Below are 20,203 nucleotides of genomic sequence, written 5' to 3'. Positions count from 1 at the left end.
CGTGCCCGTAACGCCAACACTGCGTCGCCGTCATCGTTGTGACGCGGTCAGCGACGCCGCCGGCCGCTCGTCTGCACCGCCATCACCACGCCGAAGCCTGCGAGCAGCGACACCGCGGCGGTCCCACCGAAGCTCAGCAGCGGCATCGGCACCCCGACCACCGGCAGCAGGCCCGAGATCATGCCGCCGTTGACGACCACGTACACCGACATCGCCAGGCCCAGGCTGCCGACCAGCAGCCGCGAGAAGCCGTCGCGCGCCTGGCTGGCGATCCACAGGCAGCGCGCGATCACGAACAGGTAGAGCGCCAGCACGACCACGACCCCCAGCCAGCCGAATTCTTCGCTGAGCACCGCGAACACGAAGTCGGTGGTGTGCTCGGGCACGTAGTTGAGATGGGACTGCGAGCCGTCGCCCCAGCCCTGCCCGGTCAGGCCGCCCGAGCCGATGGCGATCCGCGACTGGATGATGTTCCAGCCCGTGCCCAGGGGGTCGGACTCGGGGTCGAGGAAGGTCAGGATGCGGTCCTTCTGATAAGGCTGCAGGTACCAGAACCAGGCCGCGGGGGCGCCCACGGCGGCGACTGTGGCGCCACCGACGAACCACCACCACGACAGGCCCGCAAGGTACAGCGCGAACGCGCCGCCCGAGGCGACCAGCACTGCGGTGCCCAAGTCGGGCTGCAGCAGCACCAGGCCGGTGGGCAGCGCGATGATCGCGGCCGCGACGGCGATCGCGCCCAGCCGCGGTGGCGTCGGCTGCTGGCCCAGCCACCAGGCCGCCATCATCGGCAGCGACAGCTTCATCAACTCCGCCGGCTGCACATAGAACACACCCAGGTTGAGCCAGTGCTGGCCGCTGCGGCCAGTGCCCACGAACAGCACCGCGATCAGCGGCAGCAACGAGGCGGCATAGGCCAGCGGCGTGAAGCGCCGCAACTGCACGGCCGGAATCCGCGACAGCAGCCACATCGCCCCCAGACCCACGGCATAGCGCCCGGCCTGCGACCCGACCATCGCCATGTTCTTGCCGCTGGCGCTGTGCAACACCGCCAGGCCGATACCCATCAGCGCCGCCAGCGCCGCCAGCAATGGCCAGTCGAGCGTCCGGCTGAAGCGCAGCCACAGGTCCAGCAACCAGCGCAGGATCACCTTCATCGCGGTGCCTCCGCCGGCACGGGCACGGCGATTGCACCCGGCGGCACCGTGCGCACGCCATCGACGACGCCCTCGAAGGAAACCTCGCGTGTCGGCGCGGCCCCGGGCGCGGCGGCGACGACCGCGGCCGGCGCACCGGTCACCGGGTCCACCTCGACCTCCGGCATCGTGCCCAGCAGCCAGGCATCGAAGATCCGGCGCGCGATCGGCGCGGCCGCCGTGCCGCCGTAACCGCCGTGCTCAACCGTCACCGCGACCGCAATCGTGGGGTTTTCGGCCGGCGCATAGCCGACGAACAAGGCCTGGTGGCGCAAGTGGTACGGCAGCGCGCGCGGATCGAGGCTGGCATTACCGCGGCGGCTCACGCGCTGCGCGGTGCCGGTTTTGCCGGCCATGCGGTACTGCGCGCCGCGCGCCATCGCGGTCGCCGACCCGCGACCGTGGATCGTGTTCGCCATCCCTTCCTGCACGGCGCGCAGGTGGTCGGGGCGTTCGGTGATGCGCTCGCCCGGCGGGCGCGCGATCGGCCGCCACGGCGCATCGAAGCCGTCGCGGCGCTCGGCGGCAAGGTGCAGCGGGTTGAGCACACCGCCATTGGCGATCGCCGCGGTGCCACGCGCCAATTGCAGCGCGGTCGCGATCCAGTAGCCCTGGCCGATGCCGGCGATGACCGTTTCGCCCGCGTACCAGGGCTCCTTGCTGCGCTGGGCCTTGTAGCGCGGCGACGGCACCACGCCGGCGTTCTCGCCCAGCAGGTCGATGCCGGTGGGCCGGCCGAAGCCGTACCGGGTCATGTACTGGTCGAAGCGCTCGATGCCCATCTCGTAGGCGAGCTGGTAGTAGTAGTAGTTGACCGAACGGGAGATCGAGTCGCGCAGATCGGTCCAGCCGCCGCCACGTCCGGCGTCGCGGTAGCCGCGCCGCTGGCCGGGGATGAAGAACTCGCCGGTGGAGAACACCCGGTATTCGGGCGTGCGCAGGCCGCTGTCGAGGCCGGCGAGCGCGACCAGGGGCTTGATCGTCGAGCCCGGCGGCCCGCCGCCGAGCACGTTGCGGTTGAACAGCGGCCGCGCCGGGTCATCCATCAGCCGGCGGTAATCGGTATGCGAAATGCCGTTGACGAACAGGTTGGGATCGAAGCTCGGCAGGCTGACCATGCCCAGGATCAGGCCGGTCTTGGGCTCGACCGCGACCGCCGAGCCGTGCAGGCCGCCAAACGCAAGCACCATCGCGCGCTGCAGTTCGGCATCGATGCTCAGCCGCAGATCGGTGCCCGCGGTCGCCGGCACCAGGCCCAGCCGCCGCAGCGCGCGGCCCTCGACGTTGGTCTCGACCTGTTCGTAGCCGATCTTGCCGCGCAACTGCTCGTCGTAGTAACGCTCCAGCCCGGTCCGCCCGGTCTGCGGGAACAGCAGATGCGCCTGGCCATAGCGCTCGATGTCGCTGTCGTCGGTGCGGCCGACATAGCCGACGACGTGCGCGAACAGATCGCCGTAGGGGTAGTGGCGGTTGAGATAGGGCACGACCTCCACGCCCGGGAAGCGCCAGCGGTCGATCGCGAAGCGCGCCATTTCGTCCTCGCTGATGCGCAGCTTCAGCGTCACCGGCCGGAACCCGCGCTGCGCCTTGCGCTCGCGCTCGAAGCGCGCGATGTCGTCGGGCGACAGGGCGATGATGCGCGACAGCTCAGCGACCAGGTGCCGGGGGTCGCCGGCCTCCTCGGGGGTGACATCAAGCCGATAGGCCTGCTCGTTGCTGGCCAGGATGCGGCCTTGGCGGTCGTAGATCAGCCCGCGACCGGGCACCACCGGACGCGGCTTGATGCGATTGGCCTCCGAGCGTTTGGCATAGACCTCATGGTCGATGACCTGCAGCTTGAAGTACCAGCCGGCCAGCACCGCGAGAGCGGCCACAACCAGCACGAAGCCCAGCAACGCGCGACGCGCGAACGCCGCGGCCTCTGCGGCATTGTTGCGGACATTCGAGTGACGACGCGCGGCCATGTGCGGCTAAGTCCGGCGCCCGAAGCGCAGGGCGTCCATGACCAGGTACAGCGGCGCCCACAGCAGCATACCCAGCAGCGGCGCGATCCAGTACGTCCATGGCAATTGCGGCAAGCCAAGCGCGCCGTGGATCGCAGCACTGACGATGCGGTCGTTGAGCAATAACCCGCCGACCGCCGCCGCCTGCTGGGCGACCGGGAAAAAGCGCAGCTGCGAGCGGAAGCGCTGCAGGATGAAACTCATCACCACCAGCCGCAGGGCCTGCTCGCCCAGCAGGCCGCCGAACGCGAGATCGGAGATCAGGCCGACGGAGAACGCCAGGCCCAGGCCCGCGCGGTCGGGGTCCTCGATCACCCAGTAGGCGACCACCAGCGCCAGCCAGAACGGGCGCAGCGGCTGCAGCCCGGCCGGCAGCGGCAGCAGGCCAAGCAGTATCGCCGCCAGCAGGCTCACCGGCAGCAACCAGCGCTTGCGACGGCGGATCATGGTGCGGGCCTCGGGGCAGGCGGTGCGGGATCGGTCGCGGCCGGGGCCTCGACGGCCGCGCCAGTCTGCGCGCCGCCTGCTGCGGCCTCGGCAGCGGCGGCAGCCTCTGCCCTGGCGCGCGCCGCGGCCTCGCGCTCGGCCGCGGCCGCATCCAGGTCGGCGGTGGTCACCGGCACGACCTCGTCGCGCAGCAGCAACACATCGCGGCCGCGGTCGAACTGCGCGGCGGGTGTCAGGCGGCCGATCAGAAACGCCCGGCTGTCGTCGGGCTCGAGCGAGGCGATCGTGCCCACCGGGAACCCCGGCGGGAAGCGGCCGCCCAGCCCCGAGGTGACCATCGCGTCGCCGACCTGGACATCGGCCGACAGCGGCACGTTGCGCAGCAGCAGCGCATCGGCGTGCCCGCTGCCGTAAGCGACCAGGCGCACGCCATTACGCGCCACGACCACGGGCACCGCATGCTCGAGATCGGTGACCAGCAGTACGGTTGCGGTGGTGGACGTCGTGGCGATGACTTGGCCGAGCAGCCCGCCGGCATCGATGACGCTCTGTCCGGTGCGCACGCCGTTGCGGGTGCCCGCATCGAGCAGCAGACGCTGCCGCGTCGGATCCTGGTCGACATCGAGGACCGGTGCCAGTTGCACATTCAGATTGCCCTGCCCGACCGCACCGAGCAGCCGGCGCAGGCGGGCGTTCTCGGTCGCCTCGACCCGCAGCCGGGCCTGGCGGGCGTTGAGCACCAGCAGCTCGTTGCGCAGCCGGCGGTTGTCCTCGGCCAGTTGCGAGCGCGTCGCCGCGTCGTTGCGCATGCTCGTGCCCAGACGCGAGGGCAGACCGGCCAACCACCACAACGGCTGGACGATGACTGCCGCCTGGTGCCTGGCCTCCGACAGCCAGCTGCCGCGGTGGTCCATGACGATCAGCACGCAGGACAGCGCCAGGTAGGCCAGCAACCGCAGCGTGCCGGACACGTCGCCAGATCGGGGAGCCGGTGAGCTGGAAGACGACATCGGGCGTGTTGTCCTGATGGGAGTCGATCGTCAGTCCCGCGGCAGCGGGACGCCAGCGGCCTGGGACCGGGCGCACGGCCGGGGCAAGCCCCTCATGCCTGCAGCGAGGACGGGACACGGACCCTCGACCGCCGGCAATGCCGATGGCGCCGCGCGGTCAGTCGGCGAAGAACTCGTTGCCGTGCAGGTCCAGCAATTCCAGCGCACGGCCGCCGCCCCGAGCGACGCAGGTCAGCGGGTCTTCGGCGACCTGCACGTGCAGACCGGTGGCCTCGCTGATCAGGCGGTCGAGATCGCGCAGCAGCGCGCCGCCGCCGGTCAGCACGATGCCGCGCTCGGCGACGTCGGCGCACAGCTCGGGCGGCGTCTGCTCGAGCGCCTGCTTGACCGCTTCGACGATGCCCGACAGCGGCTCGCGCAGTGCGTCGAGCACCTCGTTGGAGCTGATCTTGATGACCTTGGGCACGCCCTCGGCCAGATGCCGGCCCGAGACCTCGATCTCGACCACGGGGTCTTGCTGGTAGGCGCAGCCGATCTCGAGCTTGATCCGCTCGGCGGTCGCATCGCCGATCAGCATGCCGTGGTTGCGGCGCACGTAATTGATGATCGACTCGTCAAACCGGTCGCCGCCAATGCGGGCCGACTGCGAGTAGACGATGCCGTTGAGCGCGATGACCGCGACCTCGGTGGTCCCGCCGCCGACGTCGACCACCATCGAGCCGCGCGCCTCGGTCACCGGCATGCCGGCACCGATCGCCGCGGCCATCGGCTCCTCGATCAGCGAGACCTCGCGGGCACCGGCCTCGAGCGCCGAATCCTTGATCGCACGCTTCTCGACCTGGGTCGAGCCGGCGGGCACGCAGATCAGCACGCGGGGGCTCGGGCGCAGGAAGCGCGACTTGTGCACCTTCTTGATGAAGTGCTTGAGCATCTCCTCGGTGTACGTGAAGTCGGCGATGACCCCGTCCTTCATCGGGCGATGCGTGGTGATGTTGCCCGGCGTCCGGCCCAGCATCTGCTTGGCTTCGGCGCCGACCGCCGCGACCACCTTCTGGCCGGCGGTGCGGTCCTGGCGCACGGCCACGACAGACGGCTCATTGAGCACGATGCCCTGGCCGCGGACGAAGATCAGCGTATTGGCGGTGCCCAGGTCGATGGACAGGTCGTTGGAAAACAGGCCGCGGAACTTCTTGAACATCGGAAAAGGGCGTCCGTCAGAGGGGGCGACACAAGCGCGCTAGCCTAGCAAAAAAGCCGGTGACCCGCGGCGTCCCGAACGCCTCGTATGACTCCCGTCCAGAAGGCCCGACTCCCCGTCCCGCCAAGCCTCGGTCAGCCGTGCGAGCAGCCTGCGCCGCCGCCAGGCCGGCCCGCACCGGGCCCGACGCACCCCGGGTTAACGTAAACTAACCGGCCTTCGACGATTGACGAGTTGCGCGCGATGGCTGCACTGATCTGCGGTTCCCTGGCCTACGACACCATCATGGTGTTTCCGGACCAGTTCAAGAACCACATCCTGCCGGACAAGGTGCACATCCTGAACGTCTCGTTTCTGGTCCCGCGGATGCGCCGAGAATTCGGCGGTTGCGCCGGCAACATCGCCTACAACCTCAAGCTGCTTGGCGGCAACCCGATTCCGATGGGGACGGTCGGGCAGGATTTCGGCCCCTATCGCGAATGGTTCACCGAGCTGGGCATCACGCTCGACCACGTGCGCGAGATCCCCGAACTGTTCACGCCCCAGGCGTTCATCACCACCGACCACGACAACAATCAGATCACCGCGTTCCATCCCGGCGCGATGATGCGCAGTCACGAAAACCATGTGAAGGACGTGCCCGGCGTGACGATCGGCCTGGTCGGCCCCGACGGTCGCGAAGGCATGTTGCAGAATGCGCGCGAGTTCTCCGAGGCCGGCACCCCGTTCGTGTTCGACCCGGGTCAGGCGATGCCGCTGTTCAACGGCGACGAGCTGCGCCGGTTCATCGAGCTGGCCGACTACGTGATCGTCAACGACTACGAGTCCAACCTGCTACAGGAGCGCACCGGCTGGGACGAGACGGTCATCGCCGGCAAGGTGCGCGCCTACATCTGCACGCGCGGCCCCAAGGGCGTGGTGATCCATGCCGAAGGCCAGACCCACGACGTGCCGCCCGCGCACGAGCGGCGCGTGACCGACCCGACCGGGTGCGGCGATGCCTTCCGCGCCGGCCTGCTGTTTGGCATCGACAAGGGCTACGACTGGCTGACCATCGGCCGCATCGGCAACCTGATGGGCGCGCTGAAGGTTGAGCACCCCGGCACCCAGAACCAGCGCTTTGACTACGAAGAGTTCTCACTGCAGTTCCGGCAGCAGTTCGGGTATTCGCTGGAAAGCAAGCGCGCCTGAGAGCGGCCTTGAGCACGGCGAGCCGGCCGCGCCTGCGGCATGCCGTGACGCGGGCGGCTTAATACCCGCCCGACACCGAAAAGCTCCCCGCGTCGCGTCGCCTAGTCGCGCGACGCTCCACCGTGCCGCGCAATCCACGTCAGGTACGCGTCCAGCCAGCCCTGCATGAAGTCACGGCTGGCCTTGCCGAAGCCGCCGTCGTCGTCGAAGACGCCGTCCTTGGCGTGCAGGAAGACCTCGGGCTGGCCCAGCGTCGGCATGTCGAGGTAGGCGAGGATGTTGCGCAGATGCTGCTGGGCGAGCGCTGAGCCGATGCTGCCGATCGAGGCGCCGAGGACGCCGGCCGGCTTGCCCGCCCACACGCTCTGACCGTAGGGCCGCGAGCCGTGGTCGATGGCATTTTTCAGCACGCCGGACACCGATCGGTTGTACTCGGGCGTGACGAACAGCACGGCGTCGGCGTCGCGCACCGTATCGCGCAGGCGCACGACCTGCGCCGAGGGCGCGTCGTCGTCGTCCTGGTTGTAGAGCGGCAGGTCGCCGATCTCCACGTGCACGAACATCGCGCGGTCGGCCGCGAGGCGCTCCAGGGCATGGGCCAGACGGCGGTTGATCGAGGCCTTGCGCAGGCTGCCGACGAGAACGGCAATCCGGGGAGCGGACATGGGGTCTCCTTGAGGTGAGTGAACCGGGGGCAGTCGACGATGTCCAGCATGGCCCAAGGACGCGCGAGCCCGGATGAAATCGCCGAGACCAACGCCGTGCGCGCCGGCGGACAGGCAGCCCGACGCCGGGCAATCCGGCGCCCTATGCCCTTCGCAGTCACTGCGCGCGGACAGCACGGCGAACGGGTGGAACGACGCCCTCCCCTGGTACGAGCCAAGATCGTTTCTCGGCTCAAGTCGATTGGACCCTCAATCTCGCGGCGCCATTCCTCCCGCACGCGCGTCAGTATTCTCGACGCCATCCTGGAGAACGATCGACACCTTGCGGCCACTCACATCGATTACGCGGGCAGGGACGTCGATCGATCGCGCCTGCAGGTAACGGATATCCAGCACGTCTGGTTCGCGCCAATGCAGGTCGACTCCATAGGCACTGGGGCTGCGGGTCGCCCCATACAGTTGCGCGGCGTAAGCTGCTTGGCTCGGCGCTTCGCCTCTCGGCACGACATGAACCCGGTAAACGAACGACGCGGTCGCACCGGGATTACCCTCCGTCAGCACGGCATCCACCATGCCGTCGGGCGAGGGCAATCTGGACACCTCCACTTCAGCGTCGCCCGATACCGGCGCGCAAGCTGCCAGGACAGTCAGCAACGCAAACGCGTAGGTCGCGCGCGCCATCGGTCGTATGAAGTCCATAAACAATGCGTGTCATCGCGGCGCAGTTGAGGTCAGTCGGGCCAAACCCGATGCAGGCCAGCATTGTAGTAGTCGTAGCCATCCTTGATCTGCTGTTGATCGGCCGGATCGTCGCCATACGAGCCGCCAAGGTCGTAGGGATTGCCCCACTCGTCCGTCGACGTGCCCGCCTGTGTCTGGGCGTACCCAGCGGCACGCAGCGCCAGGTTCTCAGGAATGCCCATCGCGGCCGCCACCACGCCATAGTGGAAGTTGCCGAAGTTCTCATACTGCGCGCCCTGCTGCTTGTAGTCCCACTCGGCACCACCCTTGACCTGCTCGTAGAACCAGGGGAGATCCTGCGGGAACGCATGTGCCTGGGCCTCGGCAATATTGTCGTCGATCGACGCCGAGGGAGGCGCTTCGGGCGTGTTGACCAGACCCGCCGCCGCGGCTTCCTCGCGAGACATCACTTGCCCCATTGCCTGGGCCACGTCGTCGACGAAGGAAGCTGCCCCCAGTAATCCTACGTTGTCACCCTGCATCGTCGCGAGCTGGGGCATCGCGGCTTCGAAGATCGCGGTGCGCGTGGCCAGGTCCGTCCCTTCCGCCGCACCCAGGATGCCGGTGAGCGTGGATGGGTCATAGCTCGTGGTTCCCGCCGTCATGCCGGAAAAGTCAGCGATGTACCGACGTCCCATCGCAACGGACATGACGTCCTGCAACTGGTCGGAACTGAGCGATTCTACTGCCTGCTCGAATGCAGCCGGATCGCCCTCCAGGCTGGCGAGAATCTTGCCGATCGCAACGGTCTCGGCATTTCCCCACGTCCCTTGCGTCGCGCTGTACTCGCCGTTGATGCTGCTCCGGGTCGCTTCGATAAAACCGGTCTTGGCCTCAATGCTCCCGCGAGTGGCGACGGCATCGGCAAGGGCGACACGCCCGCTCGAGCTGCCGTCGAATGCCTGGACGAAACGCGTCATCTGCGTGGCGTCCAGGCCTTCGGCCAGCGTGTTGAACAGGTCCGCGCGCTCGGTTGCGCTCAACGAGCCGTTCAGCCCATCGATTTCCTGCGTCCAGTTCTTGATGTCGTCGTCGCTGAGCCGGCTGATGAACTCGTTGCGCTCCCGCGGCGACAGATCGCCGACTGCAGCGGTGATGTCGTCGAGGTCGCCCTTCGTGACATCCCAATCGAAGATGCCTTGCTCCAGACGGTCCTTGGCAGTGTTGACTGCAGAATCGACACTTGTCATCCGACTCACTCCAGGGCAAGGATGGAGAAATCTTATGGGGGCGGGTGGGCTTGCACATGCTGGGGAATACCCTAGCGACGTCCTTGGCGTGACGATGGCCGCATTCAGTCCAGATACGGATAATCTGGTCAGCGATTACCCGCAAAACCGGGGAGGCCGTCGGCATGATCCATAGAGGTCAGGCTGACTTTGCGCCGATGGACGCTGTGTCCGCAGCATGTTCCTCACCGCCTCGCGATCCCTCCCTCGTTTGAATGCGCGAATGCTGAGACGCCCGCCCCCCGCCCACCCCCGCGACCTGACCCGTGGTGCGATTGCGCCCACGCTGCTGGTCTTCGCCCTGCCGATTCTGGGCGGCAACGCCTTGCAGTCGCTCAACGGCTCGGTCAATGCGATCTGGATCGGCCGGTTCCTGGGCGAGGACGCGATCGCGGCGATCGCCAATGCCAACAACATCCTGTTCTTCCTGCTGGGCGCGGTGTTCGGCGTTGGGATGGCGGCGACAATCCTCGTCGCGCAGGCCATCGGCCGCGACGATCTGGCCGCAGCCAAGCGCGCGATCGGCACCAGCGCGACGTTCTTTCTGAGCGTGTCGGTGCTCGTCGCGCTCGCCGGCCTGCCGCTTTCAGGCCCGGTGCTCGAATGGATGGGCACGCCGGCCTCGGCGCTGCCGTATGCCGAAGCGTACCTGCGGATCATCTTCCTGGCGGTGCCATTTCTGTACACGCTGGCGTTCCTGTCGGCGATCCTGCGCGGCGCCGGCGACTCGCGCACTCCGTTTCTGTTCCTGCTGCTGGTGGTCGCATTGGACATCGTGCTGGTGCCGCTGCTGCTGTTCGGCGTGGGCCCGTTGCCGGAGATGGGCATGGCCGGCGCGGCAGCCGCGAACCTCATCGCCAACGCGCTGGGACTGGTGGCGATGCTGGCCTGGCTGCGGCATCGCCGCCATCGGCTGTGGATCAGCCGCCACGAGCGCGCGCTGTACCGCCCCGATTGGACAATCGTCCGCGCGTTGCTCGTCAAGGGCCTGCCGATGGGCCTGCAGATGGTGATGCTGTCAGCGGCGATGATCGCGATGATCGCGATGGTCAACGCGCACGGCATCGAGACCACCGCCGCCTACGGCGCCGCACTGCAGCTATGGACCTACGTGCAGATGCCGGCGATGGCGATCGGCGCTGCGTGCTCGACGATGGCGGCGCAGAACGTCGGCGCCGGCCATTGGGACCGCGTCGGCCGGGTTGCCAAGACCGGCGTGGCGATCAATTTCCTGATGACCGGCGCGCTGATCGCGGTGCTGATCGGCCTCGACCGCCACGCGCTGGCGCTGTTTCTGCCCGAAGGCAGCGCCGCGCTGGAGGCCGCGCGCCATCTCAATCGGATCGCGATCTGGTCGTTCCTATTCTTCGGCGTGACCTTCGTACTGTTCGGCGTGGTGCGCTCGACCGGCGCGGTGCTGCCGCCGCTGGTGATCCTGGGCGCGACCCTGTGGGGCGTGCGGGTGCCGTTCGCCACCTGGCTGCAGCCGACGCTCGGCGCCGATGCGATCTGGTGGAGCTTTCCGGCCAGCGCGCTGGTGGCGATGCTGCTTGCAGTCGGTTACTACCGCTGGGGTGGCTGGCGTGCGGCGCGCATGCTCGCCGACGAACAGGTCGCGATCCCGGCCGAAGTCCCGGCCCCGCCGCCGGCACCGGTCGCCGGCGTGCCGCCCTGCCGACCGCAGACGACGGCCGACTGAGGACCTGAACGGCCCGTCCGCAAAGCGCATTGACGCCGGCGTACGCCCGACCGCTGTAGGAAGGACGTCCGCCCCGTTTTGTGGAAAACGCCCATGCGCCCCGTTTCCTTGCTGACCGCCGTGCTGGCATGCGCCAGCCTCGCGCTCCCCGTCGCGGCGCAACAGCTGCGCAACCCGGCCGATCCCCCGCCTGCCGCGGTCGCGCGGCCCGCAGCGCCCGCGCCCGCCCCACAGCAGTTGCGCACGCCCCCGCCCCCACCACCGGCAGCCACGCTGCGCGCGCCGCAACCGACGCGGCAACTCTCGAACGATGTCACCCGCCCGGTCACCCCTACGCCGGCGTTGTCACAACGCGAGCGCTGCCTGCAGACTGCGCGAAGCGCCGTGCAGCCGGTGTCCGACCAACGTGTCGCTGCGGCCCAGCGCGGGCTGGCGGCCACCCAGGCGCAGCGCGCAGCGACCGGCGCCGTGGGCACCGATCCGACGGATCGCTCCGGTCTGCGTGAGCAGCAGGAGAACCAGCAGCGCGCGATCGCGCGCGAACGCGATGCCGCCGCCCAGCAATTGCGGGTCGCGCAGGCCAACTGCAACTAAGCCGGTATCAAGCGGCGGGGGCAACATCCGGCACGTTCGCCGCTGCACGGGCCAGCCAATCGGGGAGCGCGCGCCGAGCGATGCCCTGCACCCGCGCTTGCTGCAACTGCACCAGCATGTAGGCGCGGCGCGCAGGCTCGTCTCCGGCGAACGACAACGCCAGATCGCGGTTCATCCAGCGCCGGAACAGGACGAACAGCACGACGTGCAGCGCCTGCGCCAAGCCACTGACCACGACGACGATGGCCACATCCATCAGCGAGGATGTCCTCGCGTCTTGCAGCGCAGGCTCACTGCCAGCCCGGCATCCGCGCCCGATCGAGCCCGGCGACTTCGAACACCGCGGTGCGGGTGCCGCCGGCCTTGACCGGAAACGCGATCGAGAGCGTCTTCGCGCCATCGAGCAGACGCCACAGCGCCTTCTCATCGTCGATGAACATCGCGATCGCCTCGTCGGTCTGCGGCCGGTTGGCCGCCATGCGGCGCGGCGCGGCGTCGTCCACCGCGACCTCGACCCGGCAGCTGGGATAGCAGTCGAAATCCCCCGCTTCCAGCACGAGGTAGCTGCTGCGCCCCCACGACGGATGGTCGCGGAAGATCAGCCGCACGGGCTTGGCGCCGCTGCCGTCGACATCGACCGGCTCGCGTGCATAGATCGCTGCCGACACCTGCTGCCCGCCATCCGCAGGCCGGGTGTCATAGCTCCATAGCGCGGCGGTCCGCGCTTGCTCGCGCACCGCGTCGCCGCGACTGCGGACCTCGTCGAACTTCGCGCGCACGCGGCCGGCGGCCTCGGTCTGGGGGTAGCGTGACAGCAGCACGTCGGCCTGGGCCTTGGCCAGCGCCCAGTTCTCGGCGGCGACGGCGGCCTCGAAGTCGCGCTCGCCGGCGGCCGCCTGCTGCTCGTCGGCCTGCGCCTGCGCCTGGGCCTGCGCGGCGGCCTGCGCCTCGCGATCCTGGCAACCGGCAAGCGCCAGCGACGCGACGAACAGGGCGGCAGCGAACGGGCGGGCAACGGCAGGCATGGGCAGGCTCTCGAGTGTCGAAGGGCGCGACGGCGCGCACTGCATCAGCGTAACAGGCGTCCGCACCCGCCCAAAACGCAGACGGCCGCCCGAAGGCGGCCGCGTGGGACGGCGCGGGCCGTCAGTGGGTCGCAGGGGCGGCCTCGTCGACGGGCGCCACGGCCGGATCGACAGCCGGCGCCGGCTTGGCCTCGGCGATCACCTTCTCCACCGAGCCGGTCGTGATCGGGTGATAGCCCGGACGCGCCTTGGCGAAGATCTCCTTGGCCAACGCCAGGCCGGACTCGGTCTGCACCAGCGCGTCATAGATCGGCATGATCAGCTTTCGACGGCCGACGCGTGCGGTGAACTCGGACAGCGCTGCGTTCGCTTCGGTGTAGCCGCTACGCACGGCCAGCGGATACCAGCGCATCGCGATCTCGCCGTTGCCGGTACCGGTGAAGTGGTAGGCGCCGTCGAGCTGGGCCATCTGCTCGTGGGTCAGCGTCGCCGGCAGGCTGTCGAGGAAGTGCAGCCACTCCTGCGTCGACCAGGCATCGGTGATCTGGCGCGGCGGCAGCTGCGCACTGCCCAGCCAGGCCAGCCGCGCGGAGTCGACGATGCCGAAGTTGCGCGACATCACCTGCGGCGCCGAGGCGGGAATGCCCGGGCCGTAGACCCACTCCTGGATCTCGGCGTCGGTGACCGTGCCGGGATACTTGTCGAACAGGTGCTCCTTCGCGTACGCGAGGAACTGCTCGGTGGTGATGCTCTGGAACGCGAAATGATCGAAGTACCCGCGCAGGAACGCATCGAACGGCTCGCGGCCGAAGCGCTGCTCGAGGAACTGCAGGAACCAGGCGCCCTTGTCGTAGGCGACCGCGCTCAGTGCATCGTCGGCGTCGAGCAGCGTGCCCGGCTTGACGGCCAGCGCCTGCACCGGCTCGGGCATCGAGACGATGCTCTCCTTGAGCGCGTTGCGGGCGATCACGAACTCCATGTCGCTGGTCTCCTTGCCGTAGACCGATTCGACGATGCGGTTCTCCACGTAGCTGGTGAAGCCCTCGTTGAGCCAGCCGTGCTTGGCGCTGGCGAAAGTCACCAGGTTGCCCGACCAGCTGTGCGCGAGCTCGTGGGCGACCAGCGAGACCAGCGACTTGTCGCCGACGATGACGGTCGGGGTGATGAACGACAGGCGCGGGTTCTCCATGCCGCCGTAGGGGAACGACGGCGGCAGGATCAGCAGGTCGTAGCGCTCCCAGCGATAGGGCCCGTAGAGCTGCTCGGTGGTGGCGATCATCTTCTCGGTGTCGGCGAACTCGGCGACCGCGCGGTCGATCGTCGCAGGCTCGGCCCAAATGCCGCTGCGCTCGGAGATCGGCTTGAACACCAGGTCGCCGGCGGCGATCGCCATCAGGTAGGACGGGATCTTCTGCGGCATCTTGAACGTGTAGTCGCCGTCGCGCTGCGCGGCCGGGTCATTGTCCGCGCTCATCAGCACCATCACGTCCGGACGCGAGGTCACGTGCGCGCTATAGGTGTAGCGGATCGCCGGCGTGTCCTGCAGCGGCACCCACGAGCGGGCATGGATCTGCTGCGACTGGCTGAACATGAAGGGCAGCTTCTTGCCCTCGGTCATCTCCGGCGTCAGCCACTGCAGGCCCGAGGCGTCGGGCGAGGTGGTGTAGGTCACGCGGATCCGGGCATTGCGGTCCGGGGCCTGGATCGTCAGCTTGCTGCCGAGGGTGGCGTCGGCATCGGCGAGCGCGTACTGCAGCGGCTGCCACTGCCCGCCGGCCTCGCCTTCGACCTTGTCGATCGTCAACGCGCGCGTGTCGAGCACCAGTTCGGTCGCCGCCGGGTCCTTCCACTGCAGTGTGTAGGTCGCGGTGCCGGCGATGGTGCGGGCGTCGAAGTCGAGCGCCAGGTCCAGCGCCAGATCCTCGGTGACGACCTTGTCGGGTTCGGCGTAGGAGTGTTCGTCGCGGTCGGCCGACTCGGCCGGCGGCTTTTCGCTGGCCGGCGGTGCGGGTGCGGTGCCGGCTTCAGGCTTGCAGCCGCCGATCACCAGGGCCGACAGGGACAGCAGCAGCACGGAGGCCAGCTGCGGGAAACGGAACGGGGGAATTCGGATCACGGAACGTCTCGCGGCGGAAGAACCGATGCGCAGTCTACTCCGTCGCCCCGCGCCACCTGCCGTGCACGTCCCGGCGACCGGATGCGTTGCAGCTTACGCGGATGAACGAGGCCCCCTTCGACGATTGGGACGGCAGCCCCGCCCAGGCGCGCGCCCTGCAATCGCGCCTGGCCGCGCAGGTCGTGCTCGAGGACCGGCTGCCGGCGCGTATCCGCTGGCTCGCCGGCTTCGACGTCGGGTTCGAGGACGCCGGCGAGATCACCCGCGCCGCGGTGGTGCTGCTCGATGCGCAGTCGCTGCAGCCGGTCGAGACCCATATCGCCCGCCTGCCGACCCGTATGCCCTATGTGCCCGGGCTGCTGAGCTTTCGCGAGCTGCCGGCGCTGCTGGCCGCGCTCGCGCGGCTGTCGCAGGCGCCCGACCTGGTGTTCGTGGACGGCCAAGGCATCGCGCATCCGCGGCGCCTGGGCATTGCGGCGCACTTCGGCGTGGCCACGGGCGTCGCCAGCATCGGCGTGGCGAAAAAGCGCCTGGCCGGCCAGTTCGAGCGGCCCGGTGATGCCCCCGGCGACCGATCGCCGCTGCGCGACCGCGGCGCGCACATCGGCTGGGCGCTGCGCAGCCGCACACGTTGCAATCCGCTGATCATCTCGCCAGGTCACCGGGTCTCGGTCGACGGCGCGCTGGACTGGACGCTGCGCTGCCTGCGTGGTTACCGGCTGCCCGAGCCGACCCGGTTGGCCGACCGGCTCGCATCGCGACGGGGCGCCATCGAGGTCGCGCCCACGCTGTTCTGAGGCACCGCTGCAAGGCGTGCCGCGCTCAAGCAGGTTGCTTGATGCGCGCCCGTAATGCGCGATCCCGGGCCGGCGCACGGCCGGCCGTCGGGCGTCAGGCCTTGAAGCCGTCGTGGATCGCGACGATGCCGGCCGACAGGTTGCGGTAGCGGCAACGCACGAAACCGGCCGCATCCATCATCGACTTGAGCGCGTCCTGCGGCGGATGCTTGCGGATCGACTCGGCCAGGTAGCGGTAGCTGTCCGCGTCGCCGGCGAACAACCGCCCCAGCCGCGGCAGCACCTGGAACGAGTGGAAGTCGTAGAGCGGCCGGAACCACTCGGGCTTGACCTGGGAGAACTCCAGCACGCGCGCCTGGCCGCCGACGCGCAGCACACGATGCATCTCGCGCAGCGCTGCGTCCTTGTCGGTCACGTTGCGCAGCCCGAAGGCGATCGTGACCAGATCGAAGCTGTTGTCGGGGAACGGCAGCGTCTCAGCGTTGCACTGCACGTACTCGAAGCCGCGCACCTGCCCGCGATCGGTCATGCGGTCGCGTCCGGTCCGCAGCATCGCGGCATTGATGTCGCCGAGCACCAGTTCGCCCGATTCGCCGACCCGGCTCTTGAGCAGGGCCGCGATGTCGCCGGTGCCGCCGGCCAGGTCGAGCACGCGGTCACCGCGGCGCACCTGCGCGGTCGCAACGAAATAGCGCTTCCACACCCGATGGATGCCCAGGCTCATCAGGTCGTTCATCAGGTCGTAATTGCCTGCGACCGAGGAGAACACCTGGCCGACCAGCTTCTGCTTCTCGCCGGTGGGGACGTCGCGGAAGCCGAAATGGGTGGTGCCGGGTCTGGAGGATTCGTCGCTCATGGGCCGATTATCCCTCATTCGGGGCCGGCGCGATCCGCAGGCGCCCGACCCGCCGCCGCTCCAACGAATCGACCCGCAGGACGTGGCCGTCGATGGTCACCTCGTCGCCTTCGGCCGGCATCCGGTCGAGCGCATGGACCACCAACCCGGACAGGGTCACGTAGGTCGGGCTGGTCGGCAGGCTCAGACCGGTCGCCAGCGCCAGATCCTGCATCGACATCGAGCCGTCGACCAGCCACGCGCCGTCCTCACCCCGCACCGCGCCGTAGTCGGCGTCCTGGGTGTCGGCCAGGTCGCCGGCGATCGTGGCCAGCAGGTCGTTCGCGGTGACCATGCCTTCGATACTGCCGTACTCGTCGACGACGATCGCGATCGGGATCGGGTGGGCGCGAATCTGCTCGAGCACGCGTAGTGTCGACGTGCCCTCGGGCACGACCAGCGGCTCGCGGACGAACTCGGTCACGTTCAACGCCCGCCCCTGCAGCACGCTCGACAGCAGATCGCTGCTCTGCACGACACCCAACAGGCGGTCGAGCTCACCGTCGCAGACCGGCAGGCGGGTGTGCGGCGACTGCACCAACCGTTCCGTCGCGTGTTCAAGACCGCGCGTGGCGTCGATCCACTCGATGTCGCCGCGCACCGTCATCACGCTCGACACCGGCCGCTCGGCCAGGGTCAGCACGCTGCGGATCATGTCGTGCTCGGCCGCCTCCAGGCGCTCGCCATCGGGCGCCTGCTCGGCCGGCTCGCTGACGCCCTCGCTCGCCGTGTCCGGGCGCGCGCCGAGCAGGCGCAGCACCGCGTCGGCGGTGCGCTGACGGAACGGCAGCTGGCGCACATGGCGCTCGCGGTTGTAGCGCGACCACTGGTTGAACGCCTCGATCAGGATCGAGAACACGATCGCCGCGTACAGGTAGCCCTTCGGGATCTTGAAGCCCAGGCCTTCGGCGACGAGGCTGAAGCCGATCATCAGCAAGAAGCCCAGGCACAGCACGACGACCGTCGGATGGCGGCTGACGAAGCGCGTCAGCGGCTTGCTGGCCAGCATCATCACCGCCATCGCGATGATCACCGCGGCATACATCACGCCCAGGTGCTCGACCATGCCGACCGCGGTGATCACCGAGTCGAGCGAGAACACCGCATCGAGCACGACGATCTGCGCGACCACGACGCCGAACGCGGCGTAGGCCTTCTTGCCGCCATTGTCGTGCTCCCGGCCCTCGAGCCGCTCGTGCAGCTCCATCGTCGCCTTGAACAGCAGGAACAGTCCACCGACGAGCAGGATCAGGTCGCGTCCGGAGAACGGGTTGCCCCAGACCGTGAACAGCGGCGCGGTCAGCCTCATGATCCACGCCAGCAACGCCAGCAGCACCAGGCGCATCAGCAGCGCCAGGGTCAGGCCGATGATCCGCGCGCGGTCGCGCTGCTCGGGTGGCAGCTTGTCGGCGAGGATGGCGATGAACACCAGGTTGTCGATGCCCAGGATGATCTCGAGGACCACCAGGGTCGCCAGACCCATCCAAATCGTCGGGTCGGCCAGCCATTCCATAGGTGTTCTTGCATCGCGCGTGAGGAGGAGCGCGAATTCTGCCACGCGAGTGTTAAGAATTTGCCGCGATCGCCAGCCTCGCTCGACCGTATCGCACAGGCACGTCAGACTGCAGGCCCCGCGCTGCCACGACCGCCGCATGATCGCCACGCCCGACTACCGTGCCCTGCTCGACACCGCCATCGCCGAAGCCCGCCAGGGCCTGGCCGAGGGCGGCATCCCGATCGGCGCGGCGCTCTACCACCGTGATGGCCGGCTACTGGGCTGCGGCCACAATCGCCGCGTGCAGGAAGACGACCCGTCGGTGCACGGCGAGACCGACGCTTTCCGCAAGGCCGGCCGCCAGCGCAGCTACCGCGACACGATCATGGTGACCACGCTGGCGCCGTGCTGGTACTGCAGCGGCCTGGTCCGCCAGTTCGGCATCGGCACGGTCGTCGTCGGCGAGTCGCAGACCTTCCGCGGCGGCATCGACTGGCTGCGCGAGCACGGCGTGGAGGTGATCGACCTGCACAGCCAGGACTGCATCGACCTGCTCGGCGGCTTCATCGCCCAGCACCCGCAGGTCTGGAACGAGGATATCGGCGAGGACTGACGCAGTCCCGCGACAACGGCGCGCTCAGCGCGCCGTCTCGGTGCGCCACAGGGTCGGGAAATCGCCGGGCGCCGCGCCGCCGCAGCGGCGCAGTTCGGCGTAATGCGCCAATTGGAATGCCTGCCCGTCGTAGCGCCACTGCGCCGCTTCGCCGCAATCCGCGAGCCCGCGCCCCTTGGCGAAATGCGACAGCGTGGCGGTGTCCGGCGCGTAGTCGGCGTTGGTCAGCAGCGCGAAGCCCGAGCTGGTGCCATCGAGCCCTGGCGGGCCGGGCGGCACGATGCGCGCCGCGCCGCTGCCGTCGCGCACGGCACGGAACGCCAGGCTCGAGGTCTGGTAGGCGCCGCTCAGGCACGCGACGAACACCAGGGCGTGCTCGGCATCGAGCGGATACGCCGCGTCCTGGCTGCGCATGTCGACCCCCTCGCCCGGCGAGGCGCAATCGGCCTCGCGCAGCGCATCGGCCGCCTGCATGCGGACTGCGACGGTCAGCCGTGTGGCGTCTTGCAGCGACAACGCCGGTGGCGGCGGCGCTGCATGCACCCTCGGCAGCGCCGGCGCGCCGGGCACAGCCGCCGAATCGCGCTCGCCGGGGCGTGCCCAGGCGCTGGGCGTGTCCAATCGCTGCTGGTGCTCGTCGATCAGCAGCAATGCCGCGCGCAGGCCCGACAGCGACAACGCCGGGGCGTCCTCGCCGCTACCGGCCGACAGCCGAGCGCCGTTACCGACCCGCGCGATGAACGCCGAGATGTCGGCAGGGACGTCGAGCGTCAGCGCAGCGCGGTCATCATCGCGACGCCACGGCAGCACGGCCAACTCCGGTACCGCCACGCCGTCGAGCCGTAGCGACGCAGGCTCGGGCGTGCCGTCCGCCGTGCCCAACTGCAGCCGTTGCGCACCGTCGCCGCCCGGCGCGCGCGACAGCCGCAGCACCAGACCGAACGCTCCGTCGTTCACGCCGATCGCCTCGCAGGCCAGGCCGTTGTCGCAGGCCACGGTGAAGTCGTGCAGTTGCCGATACAGCGGCGCGACTGCGCTGCGCGCGGCGCCCGCCGTCGTGTCCGCATCGTGCACGGCGGTCGCCGGCACGGTAGAGGGGGCCGACGCCGTGACGGCGGTATCGGGCGTTGCCGGCGGCGCCGGTTCCGCGCACGCGGCCAGCAGCGCGACGCAGGCAAGCACGAGAGGGCGGACAACGGACATCGCGAATGCTCTTGCGAAACGGAGACGCCATTGTCTGTCGCCGCGATCGACACGGCGTCGACGCGGCCATCACACGCAGCATGCGC

The 20,203-nt window shown here is 69.2% G+C and carries 19 protein-coding genes; 5 read left to right on the top strand and 14 right to left on the bottom strand.

The features are described 5' to 3' along the window. Positions 1 to 47: 47 nt before the first annotated feature. The 5 genes from rodA to MNO14_RS02270 all read right to left on the bottom strand — a co-directional run bounded on the left by rodA (position 48) and on the right by MNO14_RS02270 (position 5,854). On the bottom strand, positions 48 to 1,157 hold the full coding sequence (gene rodA, locus MNO14_RS02290) for a rod shape-determining protein RodA (RefSeq protein ID WP_241945195.1): 1,110 nt from the start codon (positions 1,155 to 1,157) through the stop codon (positions 48 to 50). Next, positions 1,154 to 3,160, bottom strand: a complete 2,007-nt coding sequence (mrdA, locus tag MNO14_RS02285; RefSeq protein WP_343226407.1) for a penicillin-binding protein 2 — start codon at positions 3,158 to 3,160, stop codon at positions 1,154 to 1,156. The genes rodA and mrdA overlap by 4 nt, the downstream gene beginning before the upstream one ends. A 6-nt stretch (positions 3,161 to 3,166) precedes the next feature. Then, positions 3,167 to 3,646, bottom strand: coding sequence for a rod shape-determining protein MreD (gene mreD / locus MNO14_RS02280; protein WP_241945194.1), 480 nt, complete (start codon positions 3,644 to 3,646; stop codon positions 3,167 to 3,169). After that, positions 3,643 to 4,617, bottom strand: a complete 975-nt coding sequence (gene mreC / locus MNO14_RS02275; RefSeq protein ID WP_241945193.1) for a rod shape-determining protein MreC — start codon at positions 4,615 to 4,617, stop codon at positions 3,643 to 3,645. Before mreC ends, mreD begins: the two co-directional genes overlap by 4 nt. Positions 4,618 to 4,813: 196 nt before the next feature. Beyond that, positions 4,814 to 5,854: a rod shape-determining protein gene (locus MNO14_RS02270; RefSeq protein ID WP_241945192.1), complete on the bottom strand. Its 1,041-nt coding sequence runs from the start codon at positions 5,852 to 5,854 to the stop codon at positions 4,814 to 4,816. 243 nt (positions 5,855 to 6,097) lie between these two features. Between MNO14_RS02270 and MNO14_RS02265 the strand changes: the two genes are divergently transcribed. Continuing rightward, positions 6,098 to 7,045 (top strand): carbohydrate kinase family protein, encoded by a 948-nt coding sequence (locus MNO14_RS02265; RefSeq protein WP_241945191.1) that lies wholly within the window; start codon positions 6,098 to 6,100, stop codon positions 7,043 to 7,045. Positions 7,046 to 7,146: 101 nt separating this feature from the next. Here the strand turns inward: MNO14_RS02265 and MNO14_RS02260 are convergent, their stop codons facing one another. The 3 genes from MNO14_RS02260 to MNO14_RS02250 form a co-directional block, all read right to left on the bottom strand. Continuing rightward, positions 7,147 to 7,710, bottom strand: coding sequence for an NAD(P)H-dependent oxidoreductase (locus MNO14_RS02260; RefSeq protein ID WP_241945190.1), 564 nt, complete (start codon positions 7,708 to 7,710; stop codon positions 7,147 to 7,149). 249 nt (positions 7,711 to 7,959) lie between these two features. Then, positions 7,960 to 8,391 (bottom strand): hypothetical protein, encoded by a 432-nt coding sequence (locus MNO14_RS02255; protein WP_241945189.1) that lies wholly within the window; start codon positions 8,389 to 8,391, stop codon positions 7,960 to 7,962. Between the two features lie 50 nt (positions 8,392 to 8,441). Continuing rightward, positions 8,442 to 9,641, bottom strand: coding sequence for a polymorphic toxin type 44 domain-containing protein (locus tag MNO14_RS02250; RefSeq protein ID WP_241945188.1), 1,200 nt, complete (start codon positions 9,639 to 9,641; stop codon positions 8,442 to 8,444). Positions 9,642 to 9,903: 262 nt separating this feature from the next. Here MNO14_RS02250 and MNO14_RS02245 point away from each other — a divergent pair, with 262 nt between their 5' ends. Together MNO14_RS02245 and MNO14_RS02240 are read left to right on the top strand one after the other, a co-directional pair. Next, a complete protein-coding gene (locus MNO14_RS02245) occupies positions 9,904 to 11,379 on the top strand; it encodes an MATE family efflux transporter (RefSeq protein ID WP_241945187.1) in 1,476 nt (491 codons plus the stop codon). A gap of 93 nt (positions 11,380 to 11,472) precedes the next feature. Continuing rightward, positions 11,473 to 11,973 carry a hypothetical protein gene (locus MNO14_RS02240; protein WP_241945186.1) on the top strand — a complete coding sequence of 167 codons (501 nt, stop codon included), beginning with the start codon at positions 11,473 to 11,475 and terminating at the stop codon, positions 11,971 to 11,973. A 7-nt stretch (positions 11,974 to 11,980) separates the two neighbouring features. On the opposite strand, the gene MNO14_RS02235 is transcribed toward MNO14_RS02240, so the two are convergent. From MNO14_RS02235 to MNO14_RS02225, 3 genes are all read right to left on the bottom strand, one after another. Beyond that, positions 11,981 to 12,229: a hypothetical protein gene (locus tag MNO14_RS02235; RefSeq protein WP_241945185.1), complete on the bottom strand. Its 249-nt coding sequence runs from the start codon at positions 12,227 to 12,229 to the stop codon at positions 11,981 to 11,983. A gap of 34 nt (positions 12,230 to 12,263) precedes the next feature. Beyond that, positions 12,264 to 12,998: a hypothetical protein gene (locus MNO14_RS02230; RefSeq protein ID WP_241945184.1), complete on the bottom strand. Its 735-nt coding sequence runs from the start codon at positions 12,996 to 12,998 to the stop codon at positions 12,264 to 12,266. A 121-nt stretch (positions 12,999 to 13,119) separates the two neighbouring features. Continuing rightward, complete coding sequence (locus MNO14_RS02225; protein WP_241945183.1) at positions 13,120 to 15,114, bottom strand: M1 family metallopeptidase; 1,995 nt, start codon at positions 15,112 to 15,114, stop codon at positions 13,120 to 13,122. 101 nt (positions 15,115 to 15,215) lie between these two features. Here MNO14_RS02225 and nfi point away from each other — a divergent pair, with 101 nt between their 5' ends. Further along, positions 15,216 to 15,911, top strand: coding sequence for a deoxyribonuclease V (nfi, locus tag MNO14_RS02220; protein ID WP_241945182.1), 696 nt, complete (start codon positions 15,216 to 15,218; stop codon positions 15,909 to 15,911). Positions 15,912 to 16,005: 94 nt separating this feature from the next. Here nfi and ubiE read toward each other — a convergent pair whose 3' ends face one another. Together ubiE and MNO14_RS02210 are read right to left on the bottom strand one after the other, a co-directional pair. Further along, complete coding sequence (gene ubiE / locus MNO14_RS02215; protein ID WP_241945181.1) at positions 16,006 to 16,767, bottom strand: bifunctional demethylmenaquinone methyltransferase/2-methoxy-6-polyprenyl-1,4-benzoquinol methylase UbiE; 762 nt, start codon at positions 16,765 to 16,767, stop codon at positions 16,006 to 16,008. Between the two features lie 7 nt (positions 16,768 to 16,774). After that, positions 16,775 to 18,319: a TerC family protein gene (locus tag MNO14_RS02210; protein ID WP_241945180.1), complete on the bottom strand. Its 1,545-nt coding sequence runs from the start codon at positions 18,317 to 18,319 to the stop codon at positions 16,775 to 16,777. A gap of 139 nt (positions 18,320 to 18,458) precedes the next feature. On the opposite strand from MNO14_RS02210, the gene MNO14_RS02205 reads away from it, so the two are divergent. After that, the gene (locus tag MNO14_RS02205) at positions 18,459 to 18,914 is read left to right on the top strand and encodes a nucleoside deaminase (protein ID WP_241945179.1); all 456 of its coding nucleotides are present in this window, start codon (positions 18,459 to 18,461) and stop codon (positions 18,912 to 18,914) included. A 24-nt stretch (positions 18,915 to 18,938) separates the two neighbouring features. Here the strand turns inward: MNO14_RS02205 and MNO14_RS02200 are convergent, their stop codons facing one another. Next, entirely contained in the window at positions 18,939 to 20,117 is a 1,179-nt protein-coding gene (locus MNO14_RS02200; RefSeq protein WP_241945178.1) for a DUF1176 domain-containing protein, read from the bottom strand. Positions 20,118 to 20,203: the final 86 nt, after the last annotated feature.

The organism is Luteimonas sp. S4-F44 (genome assembly GCF_022637415.1).
GTDB lineage: Bacteria > Pseudomonadota > Gammaproteobacteria > Xanthomonadales > Xanthomonadaceae > Luteimonas.
The sequence above is the reverse complement of the archived record's forward strand: the minus strand, read 5'-3'. Positions and strand labels throughout refer to the sequence as shown.

Excerpts from the sequence above, each read along its gene's own strand:
- MNO14_RS02240 (WP_241945186.1), top strand. The coding sequence starts at position 11,473 with ATGCGCCCCGTTTCCTTGCTGACCGCCGTGCTGGCATGCGCCAGCCTC.
- mrdA (WP_343226407.1), bottom strand. The coding sequence starts at position 3,160 with ATGGCCGCGCGTCGTCACTCGAATGTCCGCAACAATGCCGCAGAGGCC.
- nfi (WP_241945182.1), top strand. The coding sequence starts at position 15,216 with ATGAACGAGGCCCCCTTCGACGATTGGGACGGCAGCCCCGCCCAGGCG.
- MNO14_RS02200 (WP_241945178.1), bottom strand. The coding sequence starts at position 20,117 with ATGTCCGTTGTCCGCCCTCTCGTGCTTGCCTGCGTCGCGCTGCTGGCC.
- MNO14_RS02255 (WP_241945189.1), bottom strand. The coding sequence starts at position 8,391 with ATGGCGCGCGCGACCTACGCGTTTGCGTTGCTGACTGTCCTGGCAGCT.
- MNO14_RS02205 (WP_241945179.1), top strand. The coding sequence starts at position 18,459 with ATGATCGCCACGCCCGACTACCGTGCCCTGCTCGACACCGCCATCGCC.
- MNO14_RS02210 (WP_241945180.1), bottom strand. The coding sequence starts at position 18,319 with ATGGAATGGCTGGCCGACCCGACGATTTGGATGGGTCTGGCGACCCTG.
- MNO14_RS02250 (WP_241945188.1), bottom strand. The coding sequence starts at position 9,641 with ATGACAAGTGTCGATTCTGCAGTCAACACTGCCAAGGACCGTCTGGAG.
- MNO14_RS02265 (WP_241945191.1), top strand. The coding sequence starts at position 6,098 with ATGGCTGCACTGATCTGCGGTTCCCTGGCCTACGACACCATCATGGTG.
- MNO14_RS02235 (WP_241945185.1), bottom strand. The coding sequence starts at position 12,229 with ATGGATGTGGCCATCGTCGTCGTGGTCAGTGGCTTGGCGCAGGCGCTG.
- mreD (WP_241945194.1), bottom strand. The coding sequence starts at position 3,646 with ATGATCCGCCGTCGCAAGCGCTGGTTGCTGCCGGTGAGCCTGCTGGCG.
- MNO14_RS02230 (WP_241945184.1), bottom strand. The coding sequence starts at position 12,998 with ATGCCTGCCGTTGCCCGCCCGTTCGCTGCCGCCCTGTTCGTCGCGTCG.
- ubiE (WP_241945181.1), bottom strand. The coding sequence starts at position 16,767 with ATGAGCGACGAATCCTCCAGACCCGGCACCACCCATTTCGGCTTCCGC.
- MNO14_RS02260 (WP_241945190.1), bottom strand. The coding sequence starts at position 7,710 with ATGTCCGCTCCCCGGATTGCCGTTCTCGTCGGCAGCCTGCGCAAGGCC.
- rodA (WP_241945195.1), bottom strand. The coding sequence starts at position 1,157 with ATGAAGGTGATCCTGCGCTGGTTGCTGGACCTGTGGCTGCGCTTCAGC.
- MNO14_RS02245 (WP_241945187.1), top strand. The coding sequence starts at position 9,904 with ATGCTGAGACGCCCGCCCCCCGCCCACCCCCGCGACCTGACCCGTGGT.
- MNO14_RS02270 (WP_241945192.1), bottom strand. The coding sequence starts at position 5,854 with ATGTTCAAGAAGTTCCGCGGCCTGTTTTCCAACGACCTGTCCATCGAC.